This is a genomic window from Chromobacterium sp. Beijing, assembly GCF_021496765.1.
Classification (GTDB): Bacteria; Pseudomonadota; Gammaproteobacteria; order Burkholderiales; family Chromobacteriaceae; genus Chromobacterium.
On the sequence record NZ_CP053750.1, the window covers coordinates 935,231 to 958,741 of the forward strand.

Genomic DNA, 23,511 nt, shown 5'->3' on the forward strand with positions numbered 1-23,511 from the left:
ACGAGGTAAACAAGCCATGATGCGCGCACTGTATATCGCCAAGACCGGCATGGATTCCAGCCAGTTCCAACTGGACGTGGTGTCCAACAACCTGGCCAACGTCAATACCGTCGGCTTCAAGCGCAGCCGGGGCATTTTCGAGGACTTGTATTACCAGACCCTGCGCCAGCCCGGCGCGCAGCTGGCCAACGGCAACACCACGCCCACCGGCTTGCAGGTGGGCACCGGCTCGGCGGCGGTGGCCACCGCCCGCATCCACTCCCAGGGCAATACGACCCAGACCGGGCAGCCGCTGGACATGGCGATCTCCGGCGAGGGCTTCTTCCGCATTCAATTGCCGGACGGGACCACCTCCTATACCCGCAACGGCGAGTTCAAGCGCAACGCCAACGGCGACGTGGTGAATCCGGACGGTTATCCGCTGAACCCCAATATCAATATTCCCGGCACCGCCAACCAGATCACGGTGTCCTCCGCCGGCGTGGTGCAGTACTTCTTGCCCAATAATCCAGCGGCGCAAACCGCGGGCACCATACAGCTGACCACCTTCATCAACCCGCAGGGTCTGGAGAGCGTGGGCAATAACCTGTATCTGCAATCCGCGTCCTCCGGCGATCCGCAGGACGGCGATCCGCAGACCGATACCCGCGGCGCGGTGCGTTCCGGCTTCGTGGAAGCGTCCAACGTCAACGTCACCGAGGAACTGGTCAATATGATCACCGCGCAGCGCGCTTTCGAGATGAACTCGCGCGCGATCACCACCGCGGACCAGATGCTGCAGAAACTGAGCCAGCTGTAAGCAAGAACGGGCCGCCGGCTGAGGCGGCCGATTCGGATTTGAATTGACGAGGTGTTTGATGAAGGCGATGGCGATGGCGGCGATGTTGGCCGCACTATTGAGCGCTTGCGTGACCCAGGAGCCGCCGCTGGTGCAGCAGCCGACCAGCGCGCGTCCGCAACCGCAGCCGGTCAGCATGCCCAGCAACGGCTCGATTTTCCAGGCGGCCAGCTACCGGCCGCTGTTTCAGGACCGGATGCCCGCTTATGTCGGCGACACCCTGACTGTGAACATCCAGGAAAACTCGTCGACCTCGGCTTCCGAGCAGACCACCAATACCCGCACCTCGGGCCTGAACAGCAGCATCAACGCCGGCATCAAGATTCCCTTCCTGCCCAGCGGCGCCGCCGGCGGTTTGGCCGGCGCCAATTTCGGCGGCTCGGGTTCGGCCAACAATACCGGCAAGGGCGACAACAAGGTGGCCACCTCCTTCGTCAGCTCCATCACCGTCACGGTGCTGGAGGTGTTGCCCAACGGCAATCTATCGGTCAGCGGCGAGAAAGTCGTGAGGGTGAACAGCGACACCGAATCGATCCGCCTGTCCGGCGTGATCAATCCGCGCGATATCGGCGCGGACCGCAGCGTGTCTTCGCTCAAGGTGGCGGACGCCCGCATCGAGCAGCAGACCAAGGGGACGCACCGGCTGTACAATGAGCCGGGTTGGCTGGCCAAGTTTTTCATGAGTATATTGCCGATTTAACGGATTACCGGCCCGGGCGCGGCCATCTGGCGGGCGCGGCGGGCTGAAAGCGGGCGAAAATGAAGCGATTGATGTTAGCGATGCTGCTGGCGCTGGCCGTGTTTCCGGCCATGGCCGCGCAGCGTTTGAAGGATCTGACCAATGTCGGCGGGGTACGTCCCAACCAGTTGATAGGCTACGGCCTGGTGGTGGGCCTGGACGGCAGCGGCGACAAGGTTACCTCCTCGCCCTTCACCGGCCAGGCGATGTCCAATATGCTGAATCAGCTGGGCGTGCAAGTGCCTCCGGGCACCAAGCTCGATCCCAAGAACATCGCCGCGGTCACGCTGACCGCGACCTTGCCGCCGTTCGCGCGGCAGGGGCAGGCGATAGACGTGACGGCCTCGTCTATCGGCGACGCCAAAAGCCTGCGCGGCGGCACCTTGCTGCTGTCTCCGCTGAAAGGCGCGGACGGGCAGATTTACGCGATGGCGCAGGGCAATGTGGTCGTCGGCGGCGCCGGCGCCTCGGCGGGCGGCAGCTCCGCCCAGATCAATCAGCTCAGCGTGGGCCGCATTCCGGCCGGCGCCACGGTGGAGCGCGAAGTGCCCACCGCGCTGGGGTCCGGCGAATTCGTCAATCTGGAACTGCGCGAGTCCGATTTCACCACCGCCAACCGCGTGGTGCAGGCGATCAACAAATCGTTCGGCCAGGGCACCGCGCGCGCGGTGGACGGCAGGCTGATCGAAGTGCGCGCGCCGTTCGATCCGGACCAGCGCGTGCAGTTTCTGTCCAAGATGGAAAATATTGCCGTCGACCCGGCAGATGTTTCCCCCACCGTCATCATCAACGCCCGCACCGGCTCCATCGTGATGAATCAGGCGGTGACCCTGGCGCCGTGCGCGGTGTCGCACGGCAACTTGACGGTGACCGTAAGCAACACGCCGCAAGTGAGCCAGCCCAACCCGCTGTCCGGCGGCAAGACCACGGTGACCAACCAGGCCGACATCAGCATCAACACCCCGGGCAGCAAGCTGATCAGCCTGCCCAACGGCGCCAATCTGTCCCGGGTGGTGGCGGCGTTGAACGCGCTGGGCGCCAACGCTCAGGATCTGATTTCCATCTTGCAGGCGATGAAATCCGCCGGCGCGTTGAAAGCGGATCTGCAGATTATCTGAGCGCCGCCAGGACGGCGAACAAAAAGACGGCCGCGCGGCCGTCTTTTTATTCCTGGCCCGAATCTTGCTATTAGCTGGATTCCAGGAGCGAGAAATGACGATTCAGTCCATCAATGCCGGCGCCGTGAGCGCCAACGATTTGCTAAACCGGCAGCTGGCCGTGGATCCGAACCAGCTGAACGAGCTGCGGGCGCAAGCGATCAAGGACCCCAAGGGCGCGGCGAGACAGGTTGCGTCGCAGTTCGAGGCCTTGTTGATGAGCACCTTGCTCAAGAGCATGCGCGAGACCAAGTTCGACTCGGAAGGCGAGTCCAACGATTTGAGCACCTACCAAGGCCTGTACGATCAGCAACTGACCCAGGCTTTGAGCTCCAACGGCGGCCTGGGGCTGGGCGATATGCTGTATCGCCAGATCGCCAAGCAGTCGAACTTCGATCCGGACGACAAGAGCGCGCGCACGATTTACGCCGCTCCCGGTCCGCAATTGGCCGCGCGTCCGGCCGGCGGCGCCAAGGCCCTGCAGGCCTACCAGGAAGCGCAGCAGACCGCCGGCGCGGTGTTGAGCTTGACGGCTCCGGCGGCTCAGACCAAGGCCGAGGCGGCCGGCAAGGGCGGCAGCCGCGACTTCGCCGCCGAAATGCTGCCGCATGCCCGCACGGCCGCGGCCCAGCTGGGCGTGGCGCCGGAAGCCGTGGTCGCGCACGCGGCGCTGGAAAGCGGCTGGGGCAAGCGGGCGATCCGCCATCCGGACGGCAGCAACAGCCATAATCTGTTCGGCATCAAGGCCAGCGGCGATTGGCAGGGACGCACGGTCAGCGTGATGACCACCGAATACGAGGGCGGCGTCGCGCAGAAGCGGGTGGAGAAATTCCGCGCCTACGGTTCTTATTCCGAGGCCTTCAGCGACTACGCCCGTTTGTTGAAGGATTCGCCGCGCTACAAGAGCGCGCTGAACCAGGGGCAGAATATGTACGGCTTCGCGCATGCGCTGCAATCCGGCGGCTACGCCACCGATCCGCGCTACGCGCGCAAGCTGGTGGACGTGGCGGCGACTTTGGCGCAGCAAACCACGCGCAGTTAAGGACAAGGCAGCGGCGGCCGAGCTTGCACTTCAGGGTCAAGTTTTGGCGCGCCGGGCCGATAAGGCAAAGAGAGGTAAATCATGAGCTCCAATATTTTCTCGATCGGCGTGAGCGGACTGAATGCGGCTCAAACGGCTTTGTCGGTAACCGGCAACAACATCGCCAACGTCTCCACGCCGGGGTACAACGTTCAATACATCACCCAGGCCGGCCGCACGCCGCAATATCAGGGCTTCGGCTTCCTGGGGCAGGGCGTGGACGTCACCAATGTGCTGCGCACCTATGACAAATTCCTGTCCGGCCAGGTGCAGACCGCGCAGACCAACAGCAGCTATTACAGCACCCAGGTCAAGCAGCTGAATCAGATCAACAATCTGATGGCGTCGACCGACGTGTCCATTCTGCCCGCCTTGCAGGATTTCTTCGGCGCGATGCAGACGCTGTCTCAGCAGCCGGACGCCATTCCCAGCCGGCAGACCGTGCTCAATATGGCCCAGGCGCTGAGCACCAAGTTCGCTACCGTCGACGGTCAACTGCAGCAACTGCAGTCCGGCGCCAACGGCCAGATCAAGAGCACGGTGGACAGCATCAACTCGCTGGCCTCGCAGATCGCCAGCCTCAACACCGAAATCGCCGCCTTGACCGGCGGCAATCAGCTGAGCGCGCAGCCCAACACGCTGATGGACCAGCGCGATCAGGCCATGCTGGAATTGAACAAGCTGGTCAGCGCCAAAGCCGTGCCGCAGGCGGACGGCACTTACTCGGTATACGTCGGCAACGGCCAGACTCTGGTGACCGGCGGTCAGACCAATACCCTGGCCACCCAGCCGCTGCCCAGCGATCCCACCACCTTGCAATTGGTGTTCAACAATCCCAACGGCACGGTGACGGCGATTCCGAACAATCTGATGTCCGGCGGCCAACTGGGCGGTTTGCTGAACTTCCGCGACGGCCCTTTGTTGCAGGCCCGGCAACAGCTGGGCACGATGGCGATCAACTTTTCCGCTTCGATCAATTATCAGAACCAGCTGGGCGTGGACAATACCGGCGCCGCCGGCCTGCCCATCTTCAACGATCTGAGCAGCTACGCCGCCAATCCGCAGAATGCGGCCAGCAATCTGCAAGTGCTGATGGGCGATCCCAATAAACTGGCCACCGCGTCCAATATGGTGTCCACCGGCGGCGCCGGCGGCAACGGCGTCACCATGAGCGGCGTGTGGGCCACCTTGCCGGGCGGTTACGCGGGCAGCATCAACAGCGTGCCGCCGGTCTTTCCCGGCACCGGCACGCATCCGTCCATCGGCATGACCGGGATGACCATCACCGCCGCGGGCACCCCGGCGACGATGACGGCCACCATCGCCGGCCCCAACGGCGGCGGACCTTACAATGTGGTGCCGGTGGGCGGCGGCGCCAGCAATAGTTTCAAACTGCAGACCACGGCGGTGCCGCCGGTGGACGTGGGCGTCAGCTTTCAGCTGTCCGGCGCGCCGATCAACGGCCAGACCTTTACCGTGGGGCCGGCGCCGGCAGGGACCAAGCCGCCGCCGGGCGACAACACCAATTTGCGCGAGCTGCTGGCGCAGCAGAACCTCAAGCTGATGGGCAATCAGTCTTACGGTTCGTATTATTCGACGTTGGTGGCCTCGGTGGGCAACCAGACCAATACTGCGCAATTGCAGTCCGCGGCCATGCAGACTACTTTGAAGCAGACCACGGAAAGCCTGTCCAATGTCACCGGGGTGAGCCTGGATCAGGAGGCGGCCAATCTGATCAAGTACCAACAGTCCTATCAGGCGTGTAGCAAGGTGATACAGGTGGCGCAAACCACCTTCTCCAGCATTCTGAACCTGATGGGCTAAGGAGAGACCGATGCGTATCAGCTCCAACAATATTTATCAGTCAGGCCTGAACAATATGCAGAGCCTGCAGGCCAACATCTACAAGCTCACCATGCAGATCGACAATCAGCAAAGGGTGGTGACGCCGGCCGACGATCCGGTAGCCGCGGCGCGCATTCTGCTGATCAGCCAGTCGCAGGGACAGAACAGCCAGTACATCAACAACACCCAGGCGGTCAGTTCCTGGCTGTCGCTGTCGGAAACCGCGATCAAGAGTTCGTCGGACCTGATGGCCAGCATGAAGAGCCTGGCGATTTCCGCCGGCAGCGGCGCGTTGAGCCCAACCGAGCTGCAGGCGATCCAGAAGCAGCTGCAGGAAGGCATCACCGAGTTGACGACTTACGCCAACTCCACCGACGGCCGCGGCAATTATCTGTTCAGCGGCAACAAGACCGATACGCTGCCCTTCGCGGTCAGCTTGTCGGCGGTGCCGCCAGCTTCGTATCTGGGCGATACCGGCCAGCGCAGTGTGCAGATCAGCGCTTCGCAGCAGATGACGATTTCCGATCCGGGCAGCACGGTGTTCGGCACGCCCGGCGGCAGCGCCACCGCGGCCTTCGACGGCCTGATCCAGCTGAACACTCTGCTGGGCCAGAATCCCAAGCCCGCCAACTTCGGCACCCAGCTGAACAGCGCGATCAACGCCATCGATGCGGCTCAGCAGCAGATGTCGCTGTCTTTGGCGTCCATCGGCGCGCGCGGCCAGCAGAACGACAATATGCAGAATGTCGGGGGCAGCCTGAAACTGCAATACGCCAGCAGCATCGGCGATTTGCAGGATCTGGATATGCCGCAGGCGATATCGGACTTCACCTTGGCGCAGACTTCGTTGAAGTACAGCCAGCTGACCTATAACAAGGTGACTCAGCTTTCGCTGTTCAACTATATCTCCTAATCCGGCGTGCGCCGGACAAGACAAAGGCCGCGTAAGCGGCCTTTGTCGTTGGCGCGGGCCGGGTTCAGCCGTAGACGTCCACCTGGCTGATGCGGCCGGCGCGGCCGTCTTCGGTCAGGTAGACGCCGGAGCGACGAATATCGGCCTGGGACTGGTTGTCGGCGTTCTTGATGCTGAACGGGCTGTCCACGCTGGGCAGCAGGATGGCGCCGATGCCCAATTCCTTCAAGCCCATCAACTGGTCTTTGTCGCCGTCGCGGCCGGACCAGAGCTTCAATTGCGCGAACGCGGCGTCGCCGTCGTCCAGCACGCCGTCGCCGTTGCCATCCAGCTTGGCCAGATCGGCGAAGCCGTTGCCCGATTGAGTGCCGAACAATTCCTTGCCGTCGTTGATCTTGCCGTCGCCGTTGCGGTCCAGGGCCAGCCAGCCGCCGTTGTTGATGAAGGGCAGCTGGCTTTGCTGGCCCTTGCTCTGCAGATCGAAGCTGACGCTGGCGCCGCTGAAGCTGCCGGCGTCGTTGCCCAGGCTGAGCATCAGCGGGTCGGTGGCCTTGCCGTTGCCAAACTGTATCGTGCTGCTGCTGTGGTATTCGAAGCTGCGGCTCATTTGCACGTCCAGCGCGAAATTGAACTCGCGTCCGTCCTGGGTCTTGATCGAGCCCTTGGCCGAAAACGCCAGGCTTTCGCTTTCCTGGTAGTCGACGGTCTGTTTGAACTCGCCGCCGGCGAGCGCTTGTTGCGACTGCGGGGCAGAGGACTGGCCGGATCGCGCGGGGCGCGAGTCGGCGGATGGCTCGCCTTGGCCGTCGTCTCTTTGCAAAGTGCCGTCAACAACCTTGAACTTGACGCCCAGCACCTTTTCCAGAATGTCCTTGATCAGCCCCAGCATCGGCGTCATGCCATCGGCGAAGGCCTTGTCCTTGGCGCTGGCGTTGACGCCGTCGGAGCTTAGGCTGACGTCGGAGGAAGGTTTGGTCGGAGGGGAGGACGGGGGCAGCTGCGCCCAGGTGCGGCTTTGTTGTTGAACGCTGAGACTTTGGCTGAAGCTGTATTGGCTGCTCATCGACAGCGCCATGGACGCGACTCGCATTGCAGACTCCGGAACAGGAAGTGTAGGTGAACTGATATCGTCAATCCGGAGGGAAACTTGATGGCGTGGAAACACCTAGCCGGCGGGCCGGCCGGGCGATAGGCCTTAATTGCGCGCGGGCTGGATGCTGAGGGTTTCGATATGGTCGATCTGCATGATTTCGCGCGACAGATCCACGACATTGATCAGGTCGCGGCGGTTTTGCGCGGAGACCAGAAAGCTCCACTCAGTGGCGTCCGGGCCGGCGTTCAGCGCGATGCTGTCCTCGTGCAGGCGCACGCCGAAGCGGAGCAGGCCGGCGCTGAGCGTCTGCACCGTCCATTGGTATTCCGGCTTGAAGCGGATGACGATGAACAGGCTGAAGCGGCGCGGCAAGCGGTTCTCCATCTGATTGATGGAGAGCATGCACAGCACGCACAGCAAGGTGATGGCGATGGCCGCGGCGTAGAAGCCTACGCCGACGAGGATGCCGATCACCGAGGACATCCAGATCGAGGCGGCCGAGGTCAGGCCGCTGATGCTCAGCCCTTCCTTCATGATCATGCCGGCGCCGAGGAAACCGACGCCGGTCAGCACGCCCTGGGCCACACGGGTCATGTCGCCGTGGGTCATGTCGGGATAGAGGCCGCCGTACCAGTAGCCGGAGTAACCGACGATGCTGATGGCCGCGGCGGAGGCCATGGACACCAGGCCGTAGGTGCGCATGCCGGCGGCGCGGCCGTTGAACCAGCGCTCGTAACCCACCAGACAACCCAGCAACAGGCCGCCCAATAGGTTCAGCGTGATCAGCAGATTGACTTCCCACTTGGGGGTGGACCAGTACTGGCCGATCAGTTCGGAAAAGGATAGTGCCATGCGGGCTCCTGCGGCGCTTTGAAACGGCGAACGGACCGACGATAGCAAGTTGCGAGGCCGGCGGCTACTGGCTTGAGGGCGCGGCATGCTCAGGGGCGAGGAGGCGAGGCAAGGCGGCGATGTGATTTTTCACGTTCCGGGCGGGCTTAAGTTTGTCAGTAGACGGCCGCCTTGTGATGGTGACGGCAGCAATGCCGGACCAACCAACCTGACTTCTGGAGCAAAAGCTATGCTGAGCCTGCACACCAATATCGCCGCACTGAACACCAAGTCCAACCTGACCGGCACCCAAACCGCGCTGTCCACCTCGATGACCCGTCTGGGCACCGGCTTCCGCATCAACTCCGCAATGGACGACGCCGCCGGCCTGCAGATCGCTACCCGTCTGGACGCGCAAAGCCGCGGTATGCAAGTGGCGATGAAAAACGCGCAGAACGGCATCTCCATGCTGCAAACCGCCGAAGGCGCGCTGAACGAAGTGTCCAACATCCTGCAGCGCATGAAGGACCTGTCCACCGAAGGCGCCAACGCCACCTCCACCAAAGCCGACAAGAGCGCGATGCAGTCCGAATTCGCCGAACTGGGCAAGGAACTGACCAACATCATGAAGAACACCTCCTTCGGCGGCGAGAAACTGCTGCAAGGCGGCAAGCTGACCGATGAGATGAAGTTCCAGATCGGCGCGTCGGCCGACGAATCCATGACGGTGAACATGAAGGATGGCATGACCGCGCTGAACGACGCGCTGGGCAGTGTTTCCAAGACCTTCTTTAAGGACGATGCCGCTGGCACCGCTTACGCCACCGCCGTTAAGACCGCTACCGATGCGATGCCGGCCCTGGTGACCGCGACGAATACCGCAAAAGCCGACTACGACGCCGCTCCGACCGATCCGGCCAAGAAAACCGCTTACGAAACCGCGCTGAAGGCTCAGCAAGACGGCCAAGCCGCGCTGGACAAAGCCGCCAAGGGCGACGAAATCGGCAAAACCGACACCATCAACACCATCCAGGCCGCTCTGGATTCGGTAGGTTCGGTTCGCTCCTCCCTGGGCGCCAACGCCAACCGTCTGGACCACGTGAACAACAACCTGGCCAACGTGAACAACAACACCCTGGCCGCCAAAGGCCGCATCATGGACACCGACTACGCCAACGAAAGCGCCAGCATGACTTCCAAGCAAATGCTGATGCAAGCCGGCACTTCCATGCTGAAGCAAAGCGGCAGCATGAGCAGCCTGGCGATGTCCCTGCTGCAGTAATCGCGATTCAGCGTCGATCCGGCGCGAATCTGGAGCCAGCTGCGTACGCGGCTGGCTTTTTTGCGTCATGCGAGCGGACTTTTGTGAAGGGGCAAGGCGATTTCAATCAGAGCGATCACGGCGGCGACCCCGGTTACGCCGAGCGCGCCGATCTCGAACGGCGCGCAGCCGGGCGCGGAACTGACGCCGGGCCGGCAGTGGGAAGCGGTGCTGAGCCGCACCGCGGACGGCCGTCCGCTGTTGAGCGGCGACGGCGTCCAGCTGGCCCTGCCGACATGGCCGCAAGGCCTGGCGGAGCTGACGCCGGGAACGGTGTTGAAAGTACTGGTGCTGGCCACGCAGCCGCGGCTGGAACTGTCGCTGTTGATGGAAAAGCCGGATGGCGACAGCGGCGGCGAAGCGCCGGCGCGGGCCTGGCAGCTGGAGCAGGCCGCGATGCCGAAGTTGGCGAGGCCTCAGCCGGCCGCCGCCGAATTGGCGCAGTCCTGGCGGCAGGCTTTGCTGGGACGCTTGACCCAGGCCGCGGCCCAGTTCCAGCAGGCGGGCGGCAGCCATCTGCCGGGCGCCTTGTTGCAGCAGTTGCCGGAGCTGGCTCTGGCCGGCCTCAGGCAGGCCGCCGGCGAGCCGCCCTTGCCGCTGACTCTGCCGTTCTGGCTGTGGGGCGGTCCGGCGCTGACCTTGAGCGTAGAGGACGCGCTGGAGCGCGAGTCCGAGCCGGAACGGGACGAGCTGGACCTGCTGCTGTGGCTGACGGCGCCGGGAATCGGCGCATTCTGCCTGCGCATCCGCCGCGTGGCGGCCGGGGTGGCGCTGGCCTTTGTGGCCGAGGCCGAGGTGTGCCGGGCTCTGCGTCGGCGCCTGCCGGAGATTGAGGCCGCGGCGGAGCGAGGCGGCGGCAGGCTCGCCGCTTGTTTGATCGGCGAGCGCATGCCGTGGAGCGGCTTGGCGATCAGCCGGCACGGAGCAACGGGTTTGCAGGCGCAGCGTCTGTCGCCGCTGCTGTTTGCGGTGGCGGCGGAAGTGGCCGGCCAGTTGCTGGCGGGAGACGGCGCGCCGCTTTGAGCCGGCCGTGGTCTATAGTGGGTCCATGTTGCGCCTTCTCATACTGCTTCTGTGCCTGCTGAGCGTGGAGCCGGTCGCCGCCGATCCGGCGGCCAAGGGCGTCGGCGCGCCGCCAGCCCGGGATAATCCGGCGCGAGAGTGGACCGAGTGGGACGGCCCCGTCAGCGGGCCCGCGGCGCAGCCTGGCCGCAGCGTCTGGTTTTTGGCGTCGGACTTGCGCAACGGCGGCGTGGTCGGGGTTTACCGGGGCCTGGCCGAGGCGGGGCGTTTGCTGGGCTGGCGCGTGACGCTGCTGGATGGGCAGGGGCAGTGGAATTCCTTGCTCCAGTTTCTGGAGCGCGCGCAACGGGAGCGGCCGGCCGCCGTGGCTTTGGGCGGTTTCGACGCCCAGGAATTCCAGCCGCAGATTCAAGGCCTGCACGCGCTGGGCGTGCCCGTGCTCGGCTGGCATGCCGGAGACAAGCCCGGCCCGGTGCCCGGACTGCTGTTCACCAATATTTCCACCAGCCCCTTGGCCGCGGCGCAAGCCGCCGCCGATTACATCGCGGCCAGCAGCCGCGGCCCGGTTGGCGTGGTGCTGTTCACCGACAGCCGTTTCGCCATCGCCACCGCCAAAACCCGGCAGGCGGTGCGGCAGCTGCAGACGTGCCGGCGCTGCAAGGTGCTGGCGGTGGAAGACATCTCGCTGGCTCAGGTCCAGCAGTTGTTGCCGGCGCGGGTGGCGGAACTGTATCGGCGCCACGGCAAGGCCTGGACCCACAGCATAGGCATCAACGATCTGTATTACGACTCCATCGGTTATCCGCTGGGCAAGCTGAACGCCTCCGTCGTCAATATTTCGCTGGGCGACGGCTCGCTGAGCGCGATGAGGCGGATTCGGGCGGGCCTGATGCAGGAGGCGACCATCGCCGAGCCTTTGCACTTGCATGGCTGGCAGATGGCCGATGAGCTGAACCGCGCCTTTGCCCGCCAGCCGCCCAGCCTGTACGTCACCCAGCCGCATCTCTTGGTCAAACAGACGATACGCGACAGTTATCTGAGCATCGGCTACGATCCGGCCAACGGCTACCGCCGCGCCTACGCGGCCATCTGGTTCCCGCGGCATTGATTTGCCGCGCGACGCGTGCTTAACTGGCGCTCAATCCACGCATCGTCATCCCCATGATCTCCACGATTTCCACGCAGGCGCTGGTCCATTTGGTGTTGGGCGCCTTCTTGCTGCCGCCGCTGAACATGTTGTTGCTGATCTTGCTGGGACTGGGGCTGCGCCGCCGCTGGCGGCGCCTGGGCGCCGGCCTGCTGACCTTGGGCATGGCGGGCCTGTACGCCTTGAGCACGCCGATGATGGCGATGTGGCTGAACCGGGGCCTGGAACGCTATCCGGTGATAGGCGCGGAGCCGTTGAGCCGGGCGGAGGCCATCGTGGTCTTGTCCGGCGGCAAGAAGCCCGCGCCGGAATACGGCGGCATGGAACCGGGCGCGGACTCGCTGGCGCGGCTGCGTTACGCCGCGCGGCTGGCGCATCAAAGCGGCAAGCCGATACTGCTGACCGGCGGCGCGCCGATGGGCGGGGAAGCCGAAGGCGCTGTGATGGCGCGGGTTCTGCGCGAGGAATACGGCATCGTCCCCCGTTGGGTGGAGACGCGCTCCAACACCACGCTGGAAAACGCCCGCTACTCCGCCGAATTGCTGCGCGCGGCCGGGATCAAGCGGATTGCGCTGGTCAGCCAGGGCTGGCATTTGCGCCGAGCCTTGCCGTTTTTCCAGCGTCAGGGTTTGGAAGTCACCGCCGCGCCAACCGCCTTTATCCGCTACGACGGCGGCGGCGTCGCCTGGTATCTGCCTAGTGGCCGAGCGATGCAGGAGTGCCACGCCGCGTTGAGGGAATGGCTGGGCATGCTGTTTTACCGGATGAAGGGAGAGTAGCCCATGCCGACGCAATCCGCCGCGCCCGCGCGGCCAAGAGTCGATCATCGCTTCTGGCGCGACGCGGCCTTGCCGCAGTTCGAGGCGCGCTCAGTGGCGGACGGACGCCGCGTCTGTTACGCCAGGCACGCGCATGAGACGTTTTCCCTGGGCGTCATCACCGCCGGCGCCTGCGACTACTTCAACGGCAAGGTGCGCCGCAGCGAGCAGGGCGCCTTGGTGTTGATGAATCCGGGCGACATCCATGCCTGCAATCCGGTGGCGGGGCAGGCCTGGTCCTATCGCATGCTGTATGTGGATGTGGGCTGGCTGGGCGGCTTGCAGCAAAGGCTGGGTCAGGGCCAGGCCGGCGGCTTTCGTCCCTTTGGCGAGGCGGCGAGCCGGGACCCGCGGCTGTTCTCCGGCTTCAACGCCTTGTTCGATGTGCTGTGCGCGGAGGGGCGGGAGCTCTTGGAGAAAGACGCGGCGGCCACCGCCTTCTTCGACGGCGCGCACCGGGTATTGGGCTTGGCCGTCGAGCCGGCGGCGGAATCGAATCAGCGTTTGGCGCGCGCGGCGGAATATATCGCCGCGCATTGCGATCAAGCCTTGCGCTTGGAGGAGATCTGCGCGGCGGCGGACTTGTCGGCCTCCTATCTGATCCGCGCGTTCAAGCGGCGTTACGGCGTCACGCCTCATGGCTTTCTGCTGAATCAGCGGGTGCAGCTGGCGCGGCGGCTGATGCGCGGCGGCCTGCCCTTGGCGGAGGTGGCGCAGGCCGTCGGCTTCTCCGATCAAGCGCATCTGCATAAAATCTTCAAGCAGTACGTGGCCGCCACGCCGGGACAGTACCGTGCGGGCTCAGGTCAACAAGCCCAGCGCGCTTAGTCCCAGCAAGACCGCCATCGCTTGGTTGAAGCGGCGCAGCCGCCCAGGCGAAGCCAGTTTCTGTCCGAGCCAGGCGCCGGCCAGGACCCAGCAGGCTACCGAGGCGTAGCAAATCAGAAAGTAAAGCGCGGCGAAGCGCCATAAGGCCATTGCGTCTTGGCCCGAGGTGAACGCGGCGCAGCCCGCCAGCGCCGCGACCCAGGCCTTGGGGTTCAGCCATTGAATCGCCGCGCCCCGCCACCAGCTGGGTTGGACGCCGCTTTTGTCCCAGTCCAGCGCGCCGTCGCTGCGAGCCAATTGATACGCCATATAGAGCAAGAACGCCACGCCGGCCCATTGCAGCGCCTGCGTCAGCGCCGGCCATTGCCGCAGGGTCTGTTCCAGGCCCAGGCCGGTCAGCAACAGAAGCAGGGTGAAACCGACGGTGGCGCCGCCGACATGGCGCATGCCGGCGCGCGCGCCATGCTGAGCGCCGCAACTGAGCGCGACGATATTGACCGGGCCGGGCGTGATGGAGGCGGCCAGCGCGAAACCGGCCATGGCGATAGTCTGATTCATGATGTGTCCTGGAGGGGGGGGCGATGCGGACAAAGTAGCCGGGCGAGGGCGGGGCGTATTGTAGAAAATTGACCTGTCGGAGAGGTTTATCAAAAAATGCCTTTGACATGAATGGTTTAATGTAATACCAATTAAATACCAGCAAGGTCTGGGCTGACGTCCCGTTTGGCTCCCGTCTCCTGCGCGCGCCGACGCGGACGCTGCAATCCAAGGAGGAAGACGCATGTCGTTGAACTGGATAACCGTGATGCGGGCGTCCGCGTCCGCGTGCGCGCTGGCGGCGGGGCAGGCGTGGGCGATCTGCCCGGCATGGCAGGAGGGCGCCAGCTATCGGGCCGGCGACACGGTTGCGTATGCCGCGGCCAACTACACCGCGCGGGTGGCGCATACCGCCCATGTCGGCGCCAACTGGAATCCTCCGGCGTCGCCGACCCTGTGGCTGGCGGGAGGCAGTTGCGCGGGGGCGCCGGAGCCAACGCCGGAGCCGACGCCGTCTCCCGCTCCTGGGCCGTCCGCGCCGTTCGCCAAACATGCTTTGGTGGGCTACTGGCACAATTTCGCCAACCCCAGCGGCGACGCCTATCCGCTGAGCCAGGTCAGCGACGATTGGGACGTGATCGCGGTGGCCTTCGCCGACGACGCGGGCAACGGCAAGCTCAGCTTCGCGCTGGATCCCAAGGCAGGCTCCGAAGCTCAGTTCATCCAGGATGTTCGCGCCAAGCAGGCCAAGGGCAAGAAGGTGGTGTTGTCGCTGGGCGGGCAGAATGGCTCGGTCACGCTGAACACCCCGGCGCAAGCCCAGAATTTCGTCAATAGCCTCTACGCCATCATCGTCAAATTCGGCTTCGACGGCATCGATCTGGATTTGGAAAGCGGGGTGTCGCAAGGCGCGCCCATCATCGGCAATCTGATTGGCGCGGTGAAGCAGTTGAAGGCCAAGGTGGGGGCGGGTTTCTACCTGTCCATGGCGCCGGAGCACCCCTATGTCCAGGGCGGCTATGTCGCCTACGGCAGCATCTGGGGCGCTTATCTGCCCATCATCGACGCGTTGCGCGACGATTTGAGCGTGATCCATGTCCAGTATTACAACAATGGCGGGCTGAACACGCCTTATTCCAACGCCGCATTGGCTGAGGGCAGCGTGGACATGTTGGTGGGCGGCAGCAAGATGTTGATCGAGGGCTTCCCGCTGGCTTACGGCGCTTCGGGCAGCTTCAAGGGGTTGCGGCCGGATCAGGTGGCTTTCGGCGTACCTTCCGGCCGCAGTTCCGCCAATTCCGGCTTTGTCAGCGCGGATACCGTGATCAAGTCGCTGGATTGCCTGATGGCCTTGAAAAATTGCGGCAGCGTCAAGCCGAGTCAGGCCTACCCGTCGTTTCGCGGCGTCATGAGCTGGTCGATCAACTGGGACCGCAAGGACGGCTTCCCGTTCTCGCGGCCGGTGGGGGCTTCGCTGCGCGGCCGCAACTGATGGACGTAAAAAAACCGGGGCGCGATTGCGCCTCGGTTTTGTACGGGTTCGAGCCGTGGCTTACAGCGCCGGCATCGCATAGCCTTCGATCTGAGCGGCGGCGACCAGCTGGCCCAGATAGGCCTGCATCGCCTTGTTGCCGGCCATGTCGTTCAGGTATTGCTGCAGGCGGTCCTTGATTTCCTCAAAGCTCACCTTGCCGCCCTCGTGGCGCTCTTGAACCTGGATGATGTGGTAGCCGAACTGGGTCTGCACCAGGTCCGGAGCGAGCTGGCCGGCGGCGGTGTTGAATACCGCTTGTTCGAATTCCGGCACCATCTGGCCGCGGCCGAACTGGCCCAGGCTGCCGCCTTGCTGGCCGGACGGGCAGGTGGAGTGTTCGCGGGCCAGGTCGGCGAAGCGGGCCGGATTGGCCTTGATTTCTTCCAGCACGCCTTCCGCCTTGGCTTTGGCCAGGCTGCCGGCCAGGCCTTCGCCCAGCGGGAACAGAATGTGGCTGGCCACGGCGGACTCGCCGCTGCTGAAGCGCTCGGGGTATTGATTGTAGAAGGCCAGGCATGCGGCCTCGTCCACGGCGTCAACGTGCAGTTCCTGTTCCAGCAAGGCGCCGATGGCGGCGCCTTGGTCGGCGGTGTCGATGCCGAGGGACTTGGCTTTCTGCAACAGCAGTTCGCGCAGGACCAACTCCTGAACGGCGGCGTCGCGCGGGTTCGGCGCGTCAGCGTAGTGGGCTTGTTCCGCTTGCACCGTGTCTTCGGTGATTTCGATGCCGTTGACTCGAATGGTCATGGAGATTTCCTGTGATGGTAGATGAGGGATGCGCCCAAGGGCGGGAAATGTGCGATTTAAAAAGCGTTCGCCGCGCTTGTCAAGAAAGGCGGCGAGTCTTATCGAGGGGCGTTGGAATAAAGCGCGAAAATTTTAAGAATAATCTTATATTTGCCCGGTCGCTTAATCGCTAGTATACGAGCCATGCAGCTTCAGGGCTTGCATGAAAACCCGGTTGGCTGCTCATGCTTGTACGCCGCTTGCCGAGTCTTGATGTTCATGTGTACGTAGACGTCGTCCGTCTGTACTTCGTTCTGGTGCGCCAAGCTTTGGCTTGGACACTTGGTGAATTGAGATCCCCGTTTGGGCCGCCTCCGTGCGGCCTCTTTTTTTGCCCAGCCCTCAGAGCATAACACGAAAGCATGCCGGCTTGGCTCGCGCCGCCGGGAACGGAGCATAAAAAAAGAGCCCCGATCAGGGGGCTCTGAATTGCACCTTCGCTCAGGTGATCGTCGCGGTTGCCGGTGGGCGTGTATCCACAGCCGGCAGCGCTTCGATCGTATCGAACCGCCCTCGGGGGAGAGCCGATTCGATGGACGCAGTATGCGCCTGCCGGCACGGGCCAAATAGAGTGATTATTGGGGGCTTGTGTGACGGGCTGTGATGAAATCGGGGCGGGCTTAACATTTGCGCAATGAATTGGCGCGCAGGTCTGGCTGAGGGGGCGCGAAGCATAAAAAAAGAGCCCCAGATGGGGCCCCAATTTGCACCTTCGCTCAGGAGACCAACGCGCCGGCCAGAAGGGGTAGGTAATTTCCAACAGAACCCGCGCGCTGATCATGCCAGATCAGGACTCTTGCGAGCCCTGGCTGCTGACGGAAACCAGTATGCCGATTTGTTTCGAGGCCGGATATTTGGATTTGTTGTGTTTTATGTGACGCTATGTGACCCGGACGGGATTGGCCGCTATCATGACGCAGTGCAAACAATCATGGCGCGCCGGCCGTGAACGGCGCGCCTATGGACGCCGCGCCGGCTCGTCTTTCAAGGGGAACAGCGTGGACAAGCATTACCCGGTTATCGATACCCGCAGCATCGTGATGCGTTGGGGCGATATGGACGCCGTCGGGCATCTGAACAATACGTACTATTTCCGTTATCTGGAGCAGATCCGCCTGGATTGGCTGGAAAGCCTGGGGCACGGCATCGACCCCTCAGGCTGCGGTCCGGTGCTGGCGGGCACCGCCTGCGTGTTCCGCAAGGAGATCACCTATCCGGCCACGCTAGACATTAGCATCGAACTGGAAAAACTGGGACGCAGCAGCTTGAAGCTGCGCCATCATTTTTATCGGCGCGACGATCCCGGCGTGGTGTACGCCAGCGGCGAGGTGACGCTGGTGTGGGTGGATTATCAGGCGGGCAAGTCGGTCGCCATCCCGGAGGACATTCGCGCGGCGGTGGAGACGGCGGCCAAGTCCGCCGCCTGAGACGACCAGGTTTTCCCGGCCCCCGTCGCCTTGGCGCGGCGGGGGCTTTTTCGCGCCCGGCTGCCGTCGGGTCAGCTTTGCCGCGGCACTTTGTTGCGCATCAGATCGCGCATCAGGAAACGGCTGGGGTGGGTGGCCTGCATCAGGCTGCGGGCCACCGGGGCCGGTTCGTCCTCCAGCAGGGCGGCGAGTATTTCGCCCGACAGCGGCGCGGTGATCATGCCGCGCGAACCATGGGCGGTGTTGACGTAGAGGCCGTCTATCCAGGGCGCGGCGGCGGTCAGCTTCAAGGAAGCGTCCTTGCTCAGCGGCAGATAGGCGTCGATCAGGCCTTGCGCGTGGGCGACCGGTCCGACGATGGGCAGATAGTCCGGGCTGGTGCAACGCAGCGCGGCGCGTCCGGCCAGGGCTTTGTCCAGCAGGCTTTCGCCGCCCAGGGCCTGGTACAGGCTGGGCGCGAGTCCCGCCAGCATCTGCAGGTTTTCCTGATGCTCGAACAGGTTGACGCCGAGATCTTCGGTGTTGAATTTGAAGGTGGCGCCCAGGCAGTGTTCGCCGAAACGGGCCGGGGAAATATAGCCTTCGCCGCACAGCACGGTGCGCAGCGCCTCGCTGTGTTCGGTGGCGCGCGTCACGGTGACCTGGCCGCGAATCTTTTTCAAGGGCAGATGCTGGGTGGCGTCGAAGGCGCCGGTTTCCGCCGCGCCGGCCAGAATGACCACGGAACCGATGGCCACCGAGCCTTCATCGCCGATGGCGACCCAGCTCTTGTCCAGCGGGTTGTAGTCCAGCTCTACGATGGTACGGCTGGTGCGGACCTGGATATTGGGATGCTCCACCAGCTTGCGCACCAGGGCGGGCGGATTGACCCAGCCGCCCTGCGGAAAGAACAGGCCGCCGTGCTGCAGCTCGACGCCGGCCAGCTCGCTGGCTTCCCGCGCGTCGACCGGGCGCAGGAAGTCTTCGCCGAAGCCGGCCGCGGCCAGCCCTTGCTGGCGTTCCGCCTCGGCCGCGTCGTAGGCCAGTTGCAAGACGCCGCAGCCGCGCCAGTGCGCGTCGTCCTCCGGCAGCTGGGTTTTCAGCGTGCGCAGGCTATAGCCGTAGCCGGACAGGATCAGGCGGGTCAGCGGGGTGAAGTGCGGGGACAGCTTGGTGTACAGCACGCCTTGCGGGTTGCCGGAGGCGCCGCGCGCGAGTTCGGGCAGGCGTTCCACCACGGTGACCTGCCAGCCGCGGCAGGCCAGGCTGTAGGCGCTGGCGGCGCCGGCGATGCCGCCGCCGATGACGATGGCGCTGCGTTCCCCGTGGCGCCGCGCCGGGCGGGCGAACCACGGAGGCGACCATTCGCCGTCGGGCAGGGTTTGCAGATGGCCGTGGCTCATTTCCCGCTTATGGCCGAAGCCGGCGGTCTTGCTGACGGCGAAGCCGGCCTCGCTCAAGCCGCGACGCACGAAACCGGCGCTGGTGAAGGTGGCGAAGGTGGCGCCGGGCGCGGAGAGCCGCGCCATGGTCTGGAACAGCTCCGCTTGCCACATGTCCGGGTTCTTGGACGGGGCGAAGCCGTCGAGGAACCAGGCGTCCACGCGAGCGTCCACCTCCGGCAGCACTTCCAGGACATCGCCGATCAGCAAGGTCAGCGTGACGCGCCCCTGGCTGAGCAGCAGGCGGTGCCAGCCCGGAGGCAGGGACTGGTATTGGGCCAGCAGCTGCTGCGCCAGGCCGGCGAGCTGGGGCCAGAGCGCCAGCGCCCGGGCCAGATCGCGCGGGGTCAGCGGAAACTTCTCCGCGCTGATGAAGTGCAGGCGCGTATCGGCCGGCGCGTATTGCAAAAAGCATTCCCACGCGCATAGAAAGTTCAGGCCGGTGCCGAAGCCGGTTTCGGCAATGGCGAAGTGGCCGCCGGCGGGCAGTTCGGCGAAGCGCTCGGCCAAACGGTTGTGCCGCAGGAAGACATGGCGGGTCTCGTCCAGGCCGGAAGCGCGGGAGAAGTAGACGTCGCCGAAGGCGAGGGAAACCGGTTGACCGTCGTGCCAGTCAAGTTGAGCGTGTGGGGTCATGCGCGCGGGGTCGGGGCGCGGCGCGGCGCCGCGGGTGAATTAGGATGTTCTGATGATACCGCAGTTTTGCGCCGCTGATGAGCGGTGCCGCGGCCCCTGTTCAGACTATCCGCGCCGCGGCCAGGTCCAGTTGCTCCGGAGCCAGGCTGTCCAGCCGCAAAGGCGCGGTCTTGGCCAGCTGCGGGTAATGCTTGCCCAGCGAGCGGTAGTAGAGCGGGTCGTAGTGCTTGGCCAGCAGCTCCGCCACCAGAGCGTCGAAGCGCCCGGCCCGGATCAACTGGTTCCAGGCGTCCAGCTGTTCGCCCGAGTGCAGCCCTTTCAAGAAGCCCAGTTGGCGGATTAAGGTTTCGGGGTCTCGCAGGTAGAAGTCGTAATCCTCCAGCAAAAAGCGCACGCGCTCCGCCAAAGGCACGTCGATCAGCAGGCAGTCGCCTTGGTGCATCTGGCGGTACAGCACGTCGGGCAGGGTGACGAAGCCGACCTTCTTGCTTTCCGATTCGATGAAGACGGGGCGGCCGGGATCCAGGCTGCGGATCTGTTGCAGCAGCAAGGTATCGAACCATTTTTGCGGCGGCTGGGGCAAGTCCGGCAGACGGCCCAGCACCGAGCCGCGGTGATTGGCCAGCTGCTCCAGATCCAGCACCTGGTGGCCGGCGCGCGCCAGCGCCTGCAGCAAGCGGCTTTTGCCGGAGCCGGTGGGGCCGCAGATCACGCGCAGCTTGAGCTGGCCGGGCAGTTCCTCCAGCCATTGCAGCGCCTGGCGGCGATAGGCTTTGTAGCCGCCCTCCAGCTGATGCGCAGGCCAGCCTATCTGGGCGAAGATCAGGGCCATGGAGCCGGAACGCTGGCCGCCGCGCCAGCAGCAGATCAGCGGGCGCCAGGATTTGGGGCGATCGGCGAAGCGCTCTTCGATATGGCGGGCGATATTCTTGGCCGCCAGCGCGGCGCCGACCTTGCGCGCTTCGAATGGGGAAACCTGTTTATACAGCGTGCCGACGCGAATTCGCTCGTCGTTGTCCAGAACCGGGCAGTTAATGGCGCCGGGGATATGATCTTCGGCAAATTCCGCCGGAGATCGGACGTCGATGATCTCGTCAAACTGCCCAAGCTGTGATACGTTCGCGACCTTGAAAAGCATAAATATGGCGGAGTCCGCAAATGGCTGAAATCAAATTGACGCAATTGTCTCACGGCGGCGGCTGCGGCTGCAAAATTGCCCCGGCGGTGCTGGAGTCCATTTTGTCGACGGCCAAGGAAAAAATGGTTTTCCCCAACCTATTGGTGGGGGCGGAAACCAGCGACGACGCCGCGGTGTATCAGTTGAACGCCTCGCAAGCCATTGTGGCGACCACCGATTTTTTCATGCCCATCGTCGACGACGCCCGTGACTTTGGCCGCATCGCCGCCACCAACGCGCTGTCCGACATTTACGCGATGGGCGCGACGCCCATCATGGCCTTGGCCATTGTCGGCATGCCGGTGAAGGTGTTGCCGGTGGAAACCATCCGCGACATTCTTGCCGGCGGAGAGTCGGTATGCCACGCCGCGGGCATCCCGCTCGCCGGAGGCCATTCCATCGATTCCCCCGAGCCGATCTACGGTCTGGTGGCCTTGGGCGTGGTGCATCCGGACCAGCTCAAGCGCAATAGCGAGGCGCGCGACGGCGATGTGCTGATCCTGGGCAAGGGCCTGGGCGTGGGCGTGCTGGCGCAGGCGATGAAGAAAGGGGAGCTGGACGATAAGGGCTATCAGGCCTTGATCGCTTCAACCACCAAATTGAATACCGTCGGAGCGGAACTGGCGGCCATGGACGGCGTGCACGCGCTGACCGACGTCACCGGTTTCGGCCTGTTGGGCCATGCGCTGGAGGTGTGCAAGGGCGCCAAGCTGGCGGCGCACATCGATATGGCCGCGGTGCCGGTGATCGAGGAGGCGCGCGCTTTCGCGGAGCAAGGCTGCGGTCCGGGCGCGATCGAGCGCAATCTGGCCAGTTTCGGCGAGCACGTCGATTTTGGCGCGGCGCTGCCGGAGTGGCAGCTGCGGCTCTTGGCCGACCCGCAGACCAGCGGCGGTTTGCTGGCGGCGGTGGCGCCGGAGCAGGCCGACGAGGTGTTGGCGCGTTTCCAGCGCGCCGGTTTCGGCTATGCGGCCAAGATCGGCCGCCTGGCCGCGGGCGAGGCCCGCGTCATCGTCCGCTGAGCGGCGCGACGTGAAAGACGCGCGTCCGGAGCGCCTGCGGCTGGCCGCCCGCGACCGGCCCTTGACGGAGCTGGCGCGGCTGGCGCCCGGGCGGGTGGGCGGCGCGCGGCGCGCCAGCGCCGACGACGCCCAGATTCCTTGGTTCGACGGCAGTGTGGCGGCGGGTTTCCCATCGCCGGCCGACGACTATCTCGAGCGTTCGCTCAACCTCAACGATTTGTTGATCCAGCACCCGGACACCAGTTTCTTCGTGCGCGTCGCCGGCGACGCGATGGCCGGGGCCGGCATTTTCGACGGCGACTTGCTGATTGTCGATCGCATGCTGCCGCCGCGTCACAACGATGTGGTGGTAGCGGTGGCGGGCGAGGAATTCCTGGTGCGCCGGCTGCACCTGAGCCCTGATCGCGCCTGCTTGCGCGCCGCTCAGCCGGGCTACGCCGATTTACAGGCGGAGACCGATGTCGAGATCTGGGGCGTGGTCAGCTCGGTGGTGCGTTCGCTGCGCTGAGTTTGCCGGCGCGGCTTAGCGCCTATTTCAAAGTCTTGCGAGCTAGGGCGATACCAGGCGAAAACGGCTGAGCAAGCGTAATGCACATAGGGTCTATGAGCATTTCGACGGTGCTCTCAACGTCGTATCGCCGAAGCGCAGCAGGCTTTGAACAGGTTCTTAAAAGGTCCAGCGCAGGCTGAAGGTGGTGACGGCAACCCGCGTCTTGTGCGGGGTGTAGTCCATCTTGGGCACATAGCCCACTTCCAGCGCCAGTTTGCGAGTGCCTATGCTGAGCATGGGGAAGGCGACCACCTGCTTGACGCCGGAGCCGTCCAGATAACCGACCAATAAGGTGGTGCCGGCGTAGAGCGGGCTGGATCCCAGCTGCCATTCCTTGCGCCAGCCGCCGGCGACGAACCAGGCCGTTTCGCGGAAGGAGTCGCGATAAGAGCCGACGCGGCCGATCCAACGGCCGTCCGCGTCGTTGCCCAGCGGCGCCCATTCCAGCCCGAGGCCGGGGTTTTCTCCGTTGAAATCGCAACGCTTGCCGCTGCATTGGCTGTGTATGGACGCGCCGTAGGCCAGCAGGGAAAGATCATTGTCGGCGTGGGCCAGGGAACAGGCGGTCAATAGCAGGCCGGCGGCCAGGAGTGGCTTCATGGTGATACCCCTTTAAGGAAGATAAGCGATTACGCAAGTCAGGCGGCTCGGGACTTGGGTGGGCGGCTCTTGTTGGGCCAGTCCGGTTCCGCTCTTGATTTAATGCATAGATTAAATTTTTTGCCAGCGCCATAAATAAAATGCGTCTGAGGGAAAATCGGGTTCAAGATCGACGATTGCGAGGCTT

The 23,511-nt window shown here is 64.3% G+C and carries 22 protein-coding genes; 15 read left to right on the forward strand and 7 right to left on the reverse strand.

What is annotated here, in order from left to right; translation table 11 throughout:
* The first annotated feature begins 16 nt into the window (after positions 1 to 16).
* The 6 genes from flgG (at position 17) to flgL (ending at position 6,573) form a co-directional block, all read left to right on the forward strand.
* Entirely contained in the window at positions 17 to 799 is a 783-nt protein-coding gene (gene flgG, locus HQN78_RS04670) for a flagellar basal-body rod protein FlgG (protein WP_107799620.1), read from the forward strand.
* A gap of 58 nt (positions 800 to 857) precedes the next feature.
* Positions 858 to 1,538 carry a flagellar basal body L-ring protein FlgH gene (locus HQN78_RS04675; RefSeq protein WP_107799619.1) on the forward strand — a complete coding sequence of 227 codons (681 nt, stop codon included), beginning with the start codon at positions 858 to 860 and terminating at the stop codon, positions 1,536 to 1,538.
* Between the two features lie 80 nt (positions 1,539 to 1,618).
* Positions 1,619 to 2,695 (forward strand): flagellar basal body P-ring protein FlgI, encoded by a 1,077-nt coding sequence (locus tag HQN78_RS04680; protein WP_370445216.1) that lies wholly within the window; start codon positions 1,619 to 1,621, stop codon positions 2,693 to 2,695.
* A 94-nt stretch (positions 2,696 to 2,789) separates the two neighbouring features.
* On the forward strand, positions 2,790 to 3,776 hold the full coding sequence (gene flgJ, locus HQN78_RS04685; RefSeq protein ID WP_235088231.1) for a flagellar assembly peptidoglycan hydrolase FlgJ: 987 nt from the start codon (positions 2,790 to 2,792) through the stop codon (positions 3,774 to 3,776).
* Positions 3,777 to 3,857: 81 nt separating this feature from the next.
* A complete protein-coding gene (gene flgK / locus HQN78_RS04690) occupies positions 3,858 to 5,639 on the forward strand; it encodes a flagellar hook-associated protein FlgK (protein ID WP_235088234.1) in 1,782 nt (593 codons plus the stop codon).
* Between the two features lie 10 nt (positions 5,640 to 5,649).
* The gene (gene flgL, locus HQN78_RS04695) at positions 5,650 to 6,573 is read left to right on the forward strand and encodes a flagellar hook-associated protein FlgL (protein WP_227107915.1); all 924 of its coding nucleotides are present in this window, start codon (positions 5,650 to 5,652) and stop codon (positions 6,571 to 6,573) included.
* 64 nt (positions 6,574 to 6,637) lie between these two features.
* On the opposite strand, the gene HQN78_RS04700 is transcribed toward flgL, so the two are convergent.
* A complete protein-coding gene (locus HQN78_RS04700; RefSeq protein ID WP_235088236.1) occupies positions 6,638 to 7,663 on the reverse strand; it encodes a hypothetical protein in 1,026 nt (341 codons plus the stop codon).
* A gap of 105 nt (positions 7,664 to 7,768) precedes the next feature.
* Positions 7,769 to 8,518, reverse strand: coding sequence for an MgtC/SapB family protein (locus HQN78_RS04705; protein ID WP_227107917.1), 750 nt, complete (start codon positions 8,516 to 8,518; stop codon positions 7,769 to 7,771).
* A gap of 229 nt (positions 8,519 to 8,747) precedes the next feature.
* Here HQN78_RS04705 and HQN78_RS04710 point away from each other — a divergent pair, with 229 nt between their 5' ends.
* The 5 genes from HQN78_RS04710 (at position 8,748) to HQN78_RS04730 (ending at position 13,634) form a co-directional block, all read left to right on the forward strand.
* On the forward strand, positions 8,748 to 9,779 hold the full coding sequence (locus HQN78_RS04710; RefSeq protein WP_227107918.1) for a flagellin: 1,032 nt from the start codon (positions 8,748 to 8,750) through the stop codon (positions 9,777 to 9,779).
* Positions 9,780 to 9,986: 207 nt separating this feature from the next.
* Positions 9,987 to 10,841, forward strand: a complete 855-nt coding sequence (locus HQN78_RS04715) for a hypothetical protein (RefSeq protein ID WP_235088238.1) — start codon at positions 9,987 to 9,989, stop codon at positions 10,839 to 10,841.
* A 25-nt stretch (positions 10,842 to 10,866) separates the two neighbouring features.
* Entirely contained in the window at positions 10,867 to 11,949 is a 1,083-nt protein-coding gene (locus HQN78_RS04720; RefSeq protein ID WP_235088241.1) for a hypothetical protein, read from the forward strand.
* 53 nt (positions 11,950 to 12,002) lie between these two features.
* Entirely contained in the window at positions 12,003 to 12,767 is a 765-nt protein-coding gene (locus tag HQN78_RS04725) for a YdcF family protein (protein ID WP_107799609.1), read from the forward strand.
* Positions 12,768 to 12,770: 3 nt separating this feature from the next.
* Entirely contained in the window at positions 12,771 to 13,634 is an 864-nt protein-coding gene (locus tag HQN78_RS04730; protein ID WP_235088243.1) for an AraC family transcriptional regulator, read from the forward strand.
* Here the strand turns inward: HQN78_RS04730 and HQN78_RS04735 are convergent.
* Positions 13,608 to 14,192 (reverse strand): LysE family translocator, encoded by a 585-nt coding sequence (locus tag HQN78_RS04735; protein ID WP_235088245.1) that lies wholly within the window; start codon positions 14,190 to 14,192, stop codon positions 13,608 to 13,610. The genes HQN78_RS04730 and HQN78_RS04735 overlap by 27 nt on opposite strands.
* A 223-nt stretch (positions 14,193 to 14,415) precedes the next feature.
* On the opposite strand from HQN78_RS04735, the gene HQN78_RS04740 reads away from it, so the two are divergent.
* On the forward strand, positions 14,416 to 15,663 hold the full coding sequence (locus HQN78_RS04740) for a chitinase (RefSeq protein ID WP_235088247.1): 1,248 nt from the start codon (positions 14,416 to 14,418) through the stop codon (positions 15,661 to 15,663).
* Between the two features lie 60 nt (positions 15,664 to 15,723).
* Here the strand turns inward: HQN78_RS04740 and HQN78_RS04745 are convergent, their stop codons facing one another.
* The gene (locus HQN78_RS04745; protein WP_107799605.1) at positions 15,724 to 16,452 is read right to left on the reverse strand and encodes a peptidylprolyl isomerase; all 729 of its coding nucleotides are present in this window, start codon (positions 16,450 to 16,452) and stop codon (positions 15,724 to 15,726) included.
* Between the two features lie 1,037 nt (positions 16,453 to 17,489).
* On the opposite strand from HQN78_RS04745, the gene HQN78_RS04750 reads away from it, so the two are divergent.
* Complete coding sequence (locus HQN78_RS04750; protein WP_107801826.1) at positions 17,490 to 17,918, forward strand: thioesterase family protein; 429 nt, start codon at positions 17,490 to 17,492, stop codon at positions 17,916 to 17,918.
* Between the two features lie 71 nt (positions 17,919 to 17,989).
* On the opposite strand, the gene mnmC is transcribed toward HQN78_RS04750, so the two are convergent.
* Positions 17,990 to 19,975, reverse strand: a complete 1,986-nt coding sequence (gene mnmC / locus HQN78_RS04755) for a bifunctional tRNA (5-methylaminomethyl-2-thiouridine)(34)-methyltransferase MnmD/FAD-dependent 5-carboxymethylaminomethyl-2-thiouridine(34) oxidoreductase MnmC (protein ID WP_227107926.1) — start codon at positions 19,973 to 19,975, stop codon at positions 17,990 to 17,992.
* Between the two features lie 100 nt (positions 19,976 to 20,075).
* Positions 20,076 to 21,113: a tRNA 2-selenouridine(34) synthase MnmH gene (gene mnmH / locus HQN78_RS04760; protein ID WP_235088250.1), complete on the reverse strand. Its 1,038-nt coding sequence runs from the start codon at positions 21,111 to 21,113 to the stop codon at positions 20,076 to 20,078.
* A gap of 20 nt (positions 21,114 to 21,133) precedes the next feature.
* Between mnmH and selD the strand changes: the two genes are divergently transcribed.
* Both selD and HQN78_RS04770 read left to right on the forward strand, forming a co-directional pair.
* The gene (gene selD / locus HQN78_RS04765) at positions 21,134 to 22,174 is read left to right on the forward strand and encodes a selenide, water dikinase SelD (RefSeq protein ID WP_235088252.1); all 1,041 of its coding nucleotides are present in this window, start codon (positions 21,134 to 21,136) and stop codon (positions 22,172 to 22,174) included.
* A gap of 10 nt (positions 22,175 to 22,184) precedes the next feature.
* Positions 22,185 to 22,682, forward strand: a complete 498-nt coding sequence (locus tag HQN78_RS04770) for a LexA family transcriptional regulator (RefSeq protein WP_235088254.1) — start codon at positions 22,185 to 22,187, stop codon at positions 22,680 to 22,682.
* Positions 22,683 to 22,841: 159 nt separating this feature from the next.
* Here HQN78_RS04770 and HQN78_RS04775 read toward each other — a convergent pair whose 3' ends face one another.
* The gene (locus HQN78_RS04775; RefSeq protein ID WP_107799600.1) at positions 22,842 to 23,324 is read right to left on the reverse strand and encodes a hypothetical protein; all 483 of its coding nucleotides are present in this window, start codon (positions 23,322 to 23,324) and stop codon (positions 22,842 to 22,844) included.
* Positions 23,325 to 23,511 lie beyond the last annotated feature (187 nt).

Coding starts and splice junctions, on each gene's coding strand:
- flgG (WP_107799620.1), top strand. CDS start 17: ATGATGCGCGCACTGTATATCGCCAAGACCGGCATGGATTCCAGCCAG.
- HQN78_RS04675 (WP_107799619.1), top strand. CDS start 858: ATGAAGGCGATGGCGATGGCGGCGATGTTGGCCGCACTATTGAGCGCT.
- HQN78_RS04680 (WP_370445216.1), top strand. CDS start 1,619: ATGCTGCTGGCGCTGGCCGTGTTTCCGGCCATGGCCGCGCAGCGTTTG.
- flgJ (WP_235088231.1), top strand. CDS start 2,790: ATGACGATTCAGTCCATCAATGCCGGCGCCGTGAGCGCCAACGATTTG.
- flgK (WP_235088234.1), top strand. CDS start 3,858: ATGAGCTCCAATATTTTCTCGATCGGCGTGAGCGGACTGAATGCGGCT.
- flgL (WP_227107915.1), top strand. CDS start 5,650: ATGCGTATCAGCTCCAACAATATTTATCAGTCAGGCCTGAACAATATG.
- HQN78_RS04700 (WP_235088236.1), bottom strand. CDS start 7,663: ATGCGAGTCGCGTCCATGGCGCTGTCGATGAGCAGCCAATACAGCTTC.
- HQN78_RS04705 (WP_227107917.1), bottom strand. CDS start 8,518: ATGGCACTATCCTTTTCCGAACTGATCGGCCAGTACTGGTCCACCCCC.
- HQN78_RS04710 (WP_227107918.1), top strand. CDS start 8,748: ATGCTGAGCCTGCACACCAATATCGCCGCACTGAACACCAAGTCCAAC.
- HQN78_RS04720 (WP_235088241.1), top strand. CDS start 10,867: ATGTTGCGCCTTCTCATACTGCTTCTGTGCCTGCTGAGCGTGGAGCCG.
- HQN78_RS04725 (WP_107799609.1), top strand. CDS start 12,003: ATGATCTCCACGATTTCCACGCAGGCGCTGGTCCATTTGGTGTTGGGC.
- HQN78_RS04730 (WP_235088243.1), top strand. CDS start 12,771: ATGCCGACGCAATCCGCCGCGCCCGCGCGGCCAAGAGTCGATCATCGC.
- HQN78_RS04735 (WP_235088245.1), bottom strand. CDS start 14,192: ATGAATCAGACTATCGCCATGGCCGGTTTCGCGCTGGCCGCCTCCATC.
- HQN78_RS04740 (WP_235088247.1), top strand. CDS start 14,416: ATGTCGTTGAACTGGATAACCGTGATGCGGGCGTCCGCGTCCGCGTGC.
- HQN78_RS04745 (WP_107799605.1), bottom strand. CDS start 16,452: ATGACCATTCGAGTCAACGGCATCGAAATCACCGAAGACACGGTGCAA.
- mnmC (WP_227107926.1), bottom strand. CDS start 19,975: ATGACCCCACACGCTCAACTTGACTGGCACGACGGTCAACCGGTTTCC.
- mnmH (WP_235088250.1), bottom strand. CDS start 21,113: ATGCTTTTCAAGGTCGCGAACGTATCACAGCTTGGGCAGTTTGACGAG.
- selD (WP_235088252.1), top strand. CDS start 21,134: ATGGCTGAAATCAAATTGACGCAATTGTCTCACGGCGGCGGCTGCGGC.
- HQN78_RS04775 (WP_107799600.1), bottom strand. CDS start 23,324: ATGAAGCCACTCCTGGCCGCCGGCCTGCTATTGACCGCCTGTTCCCTG.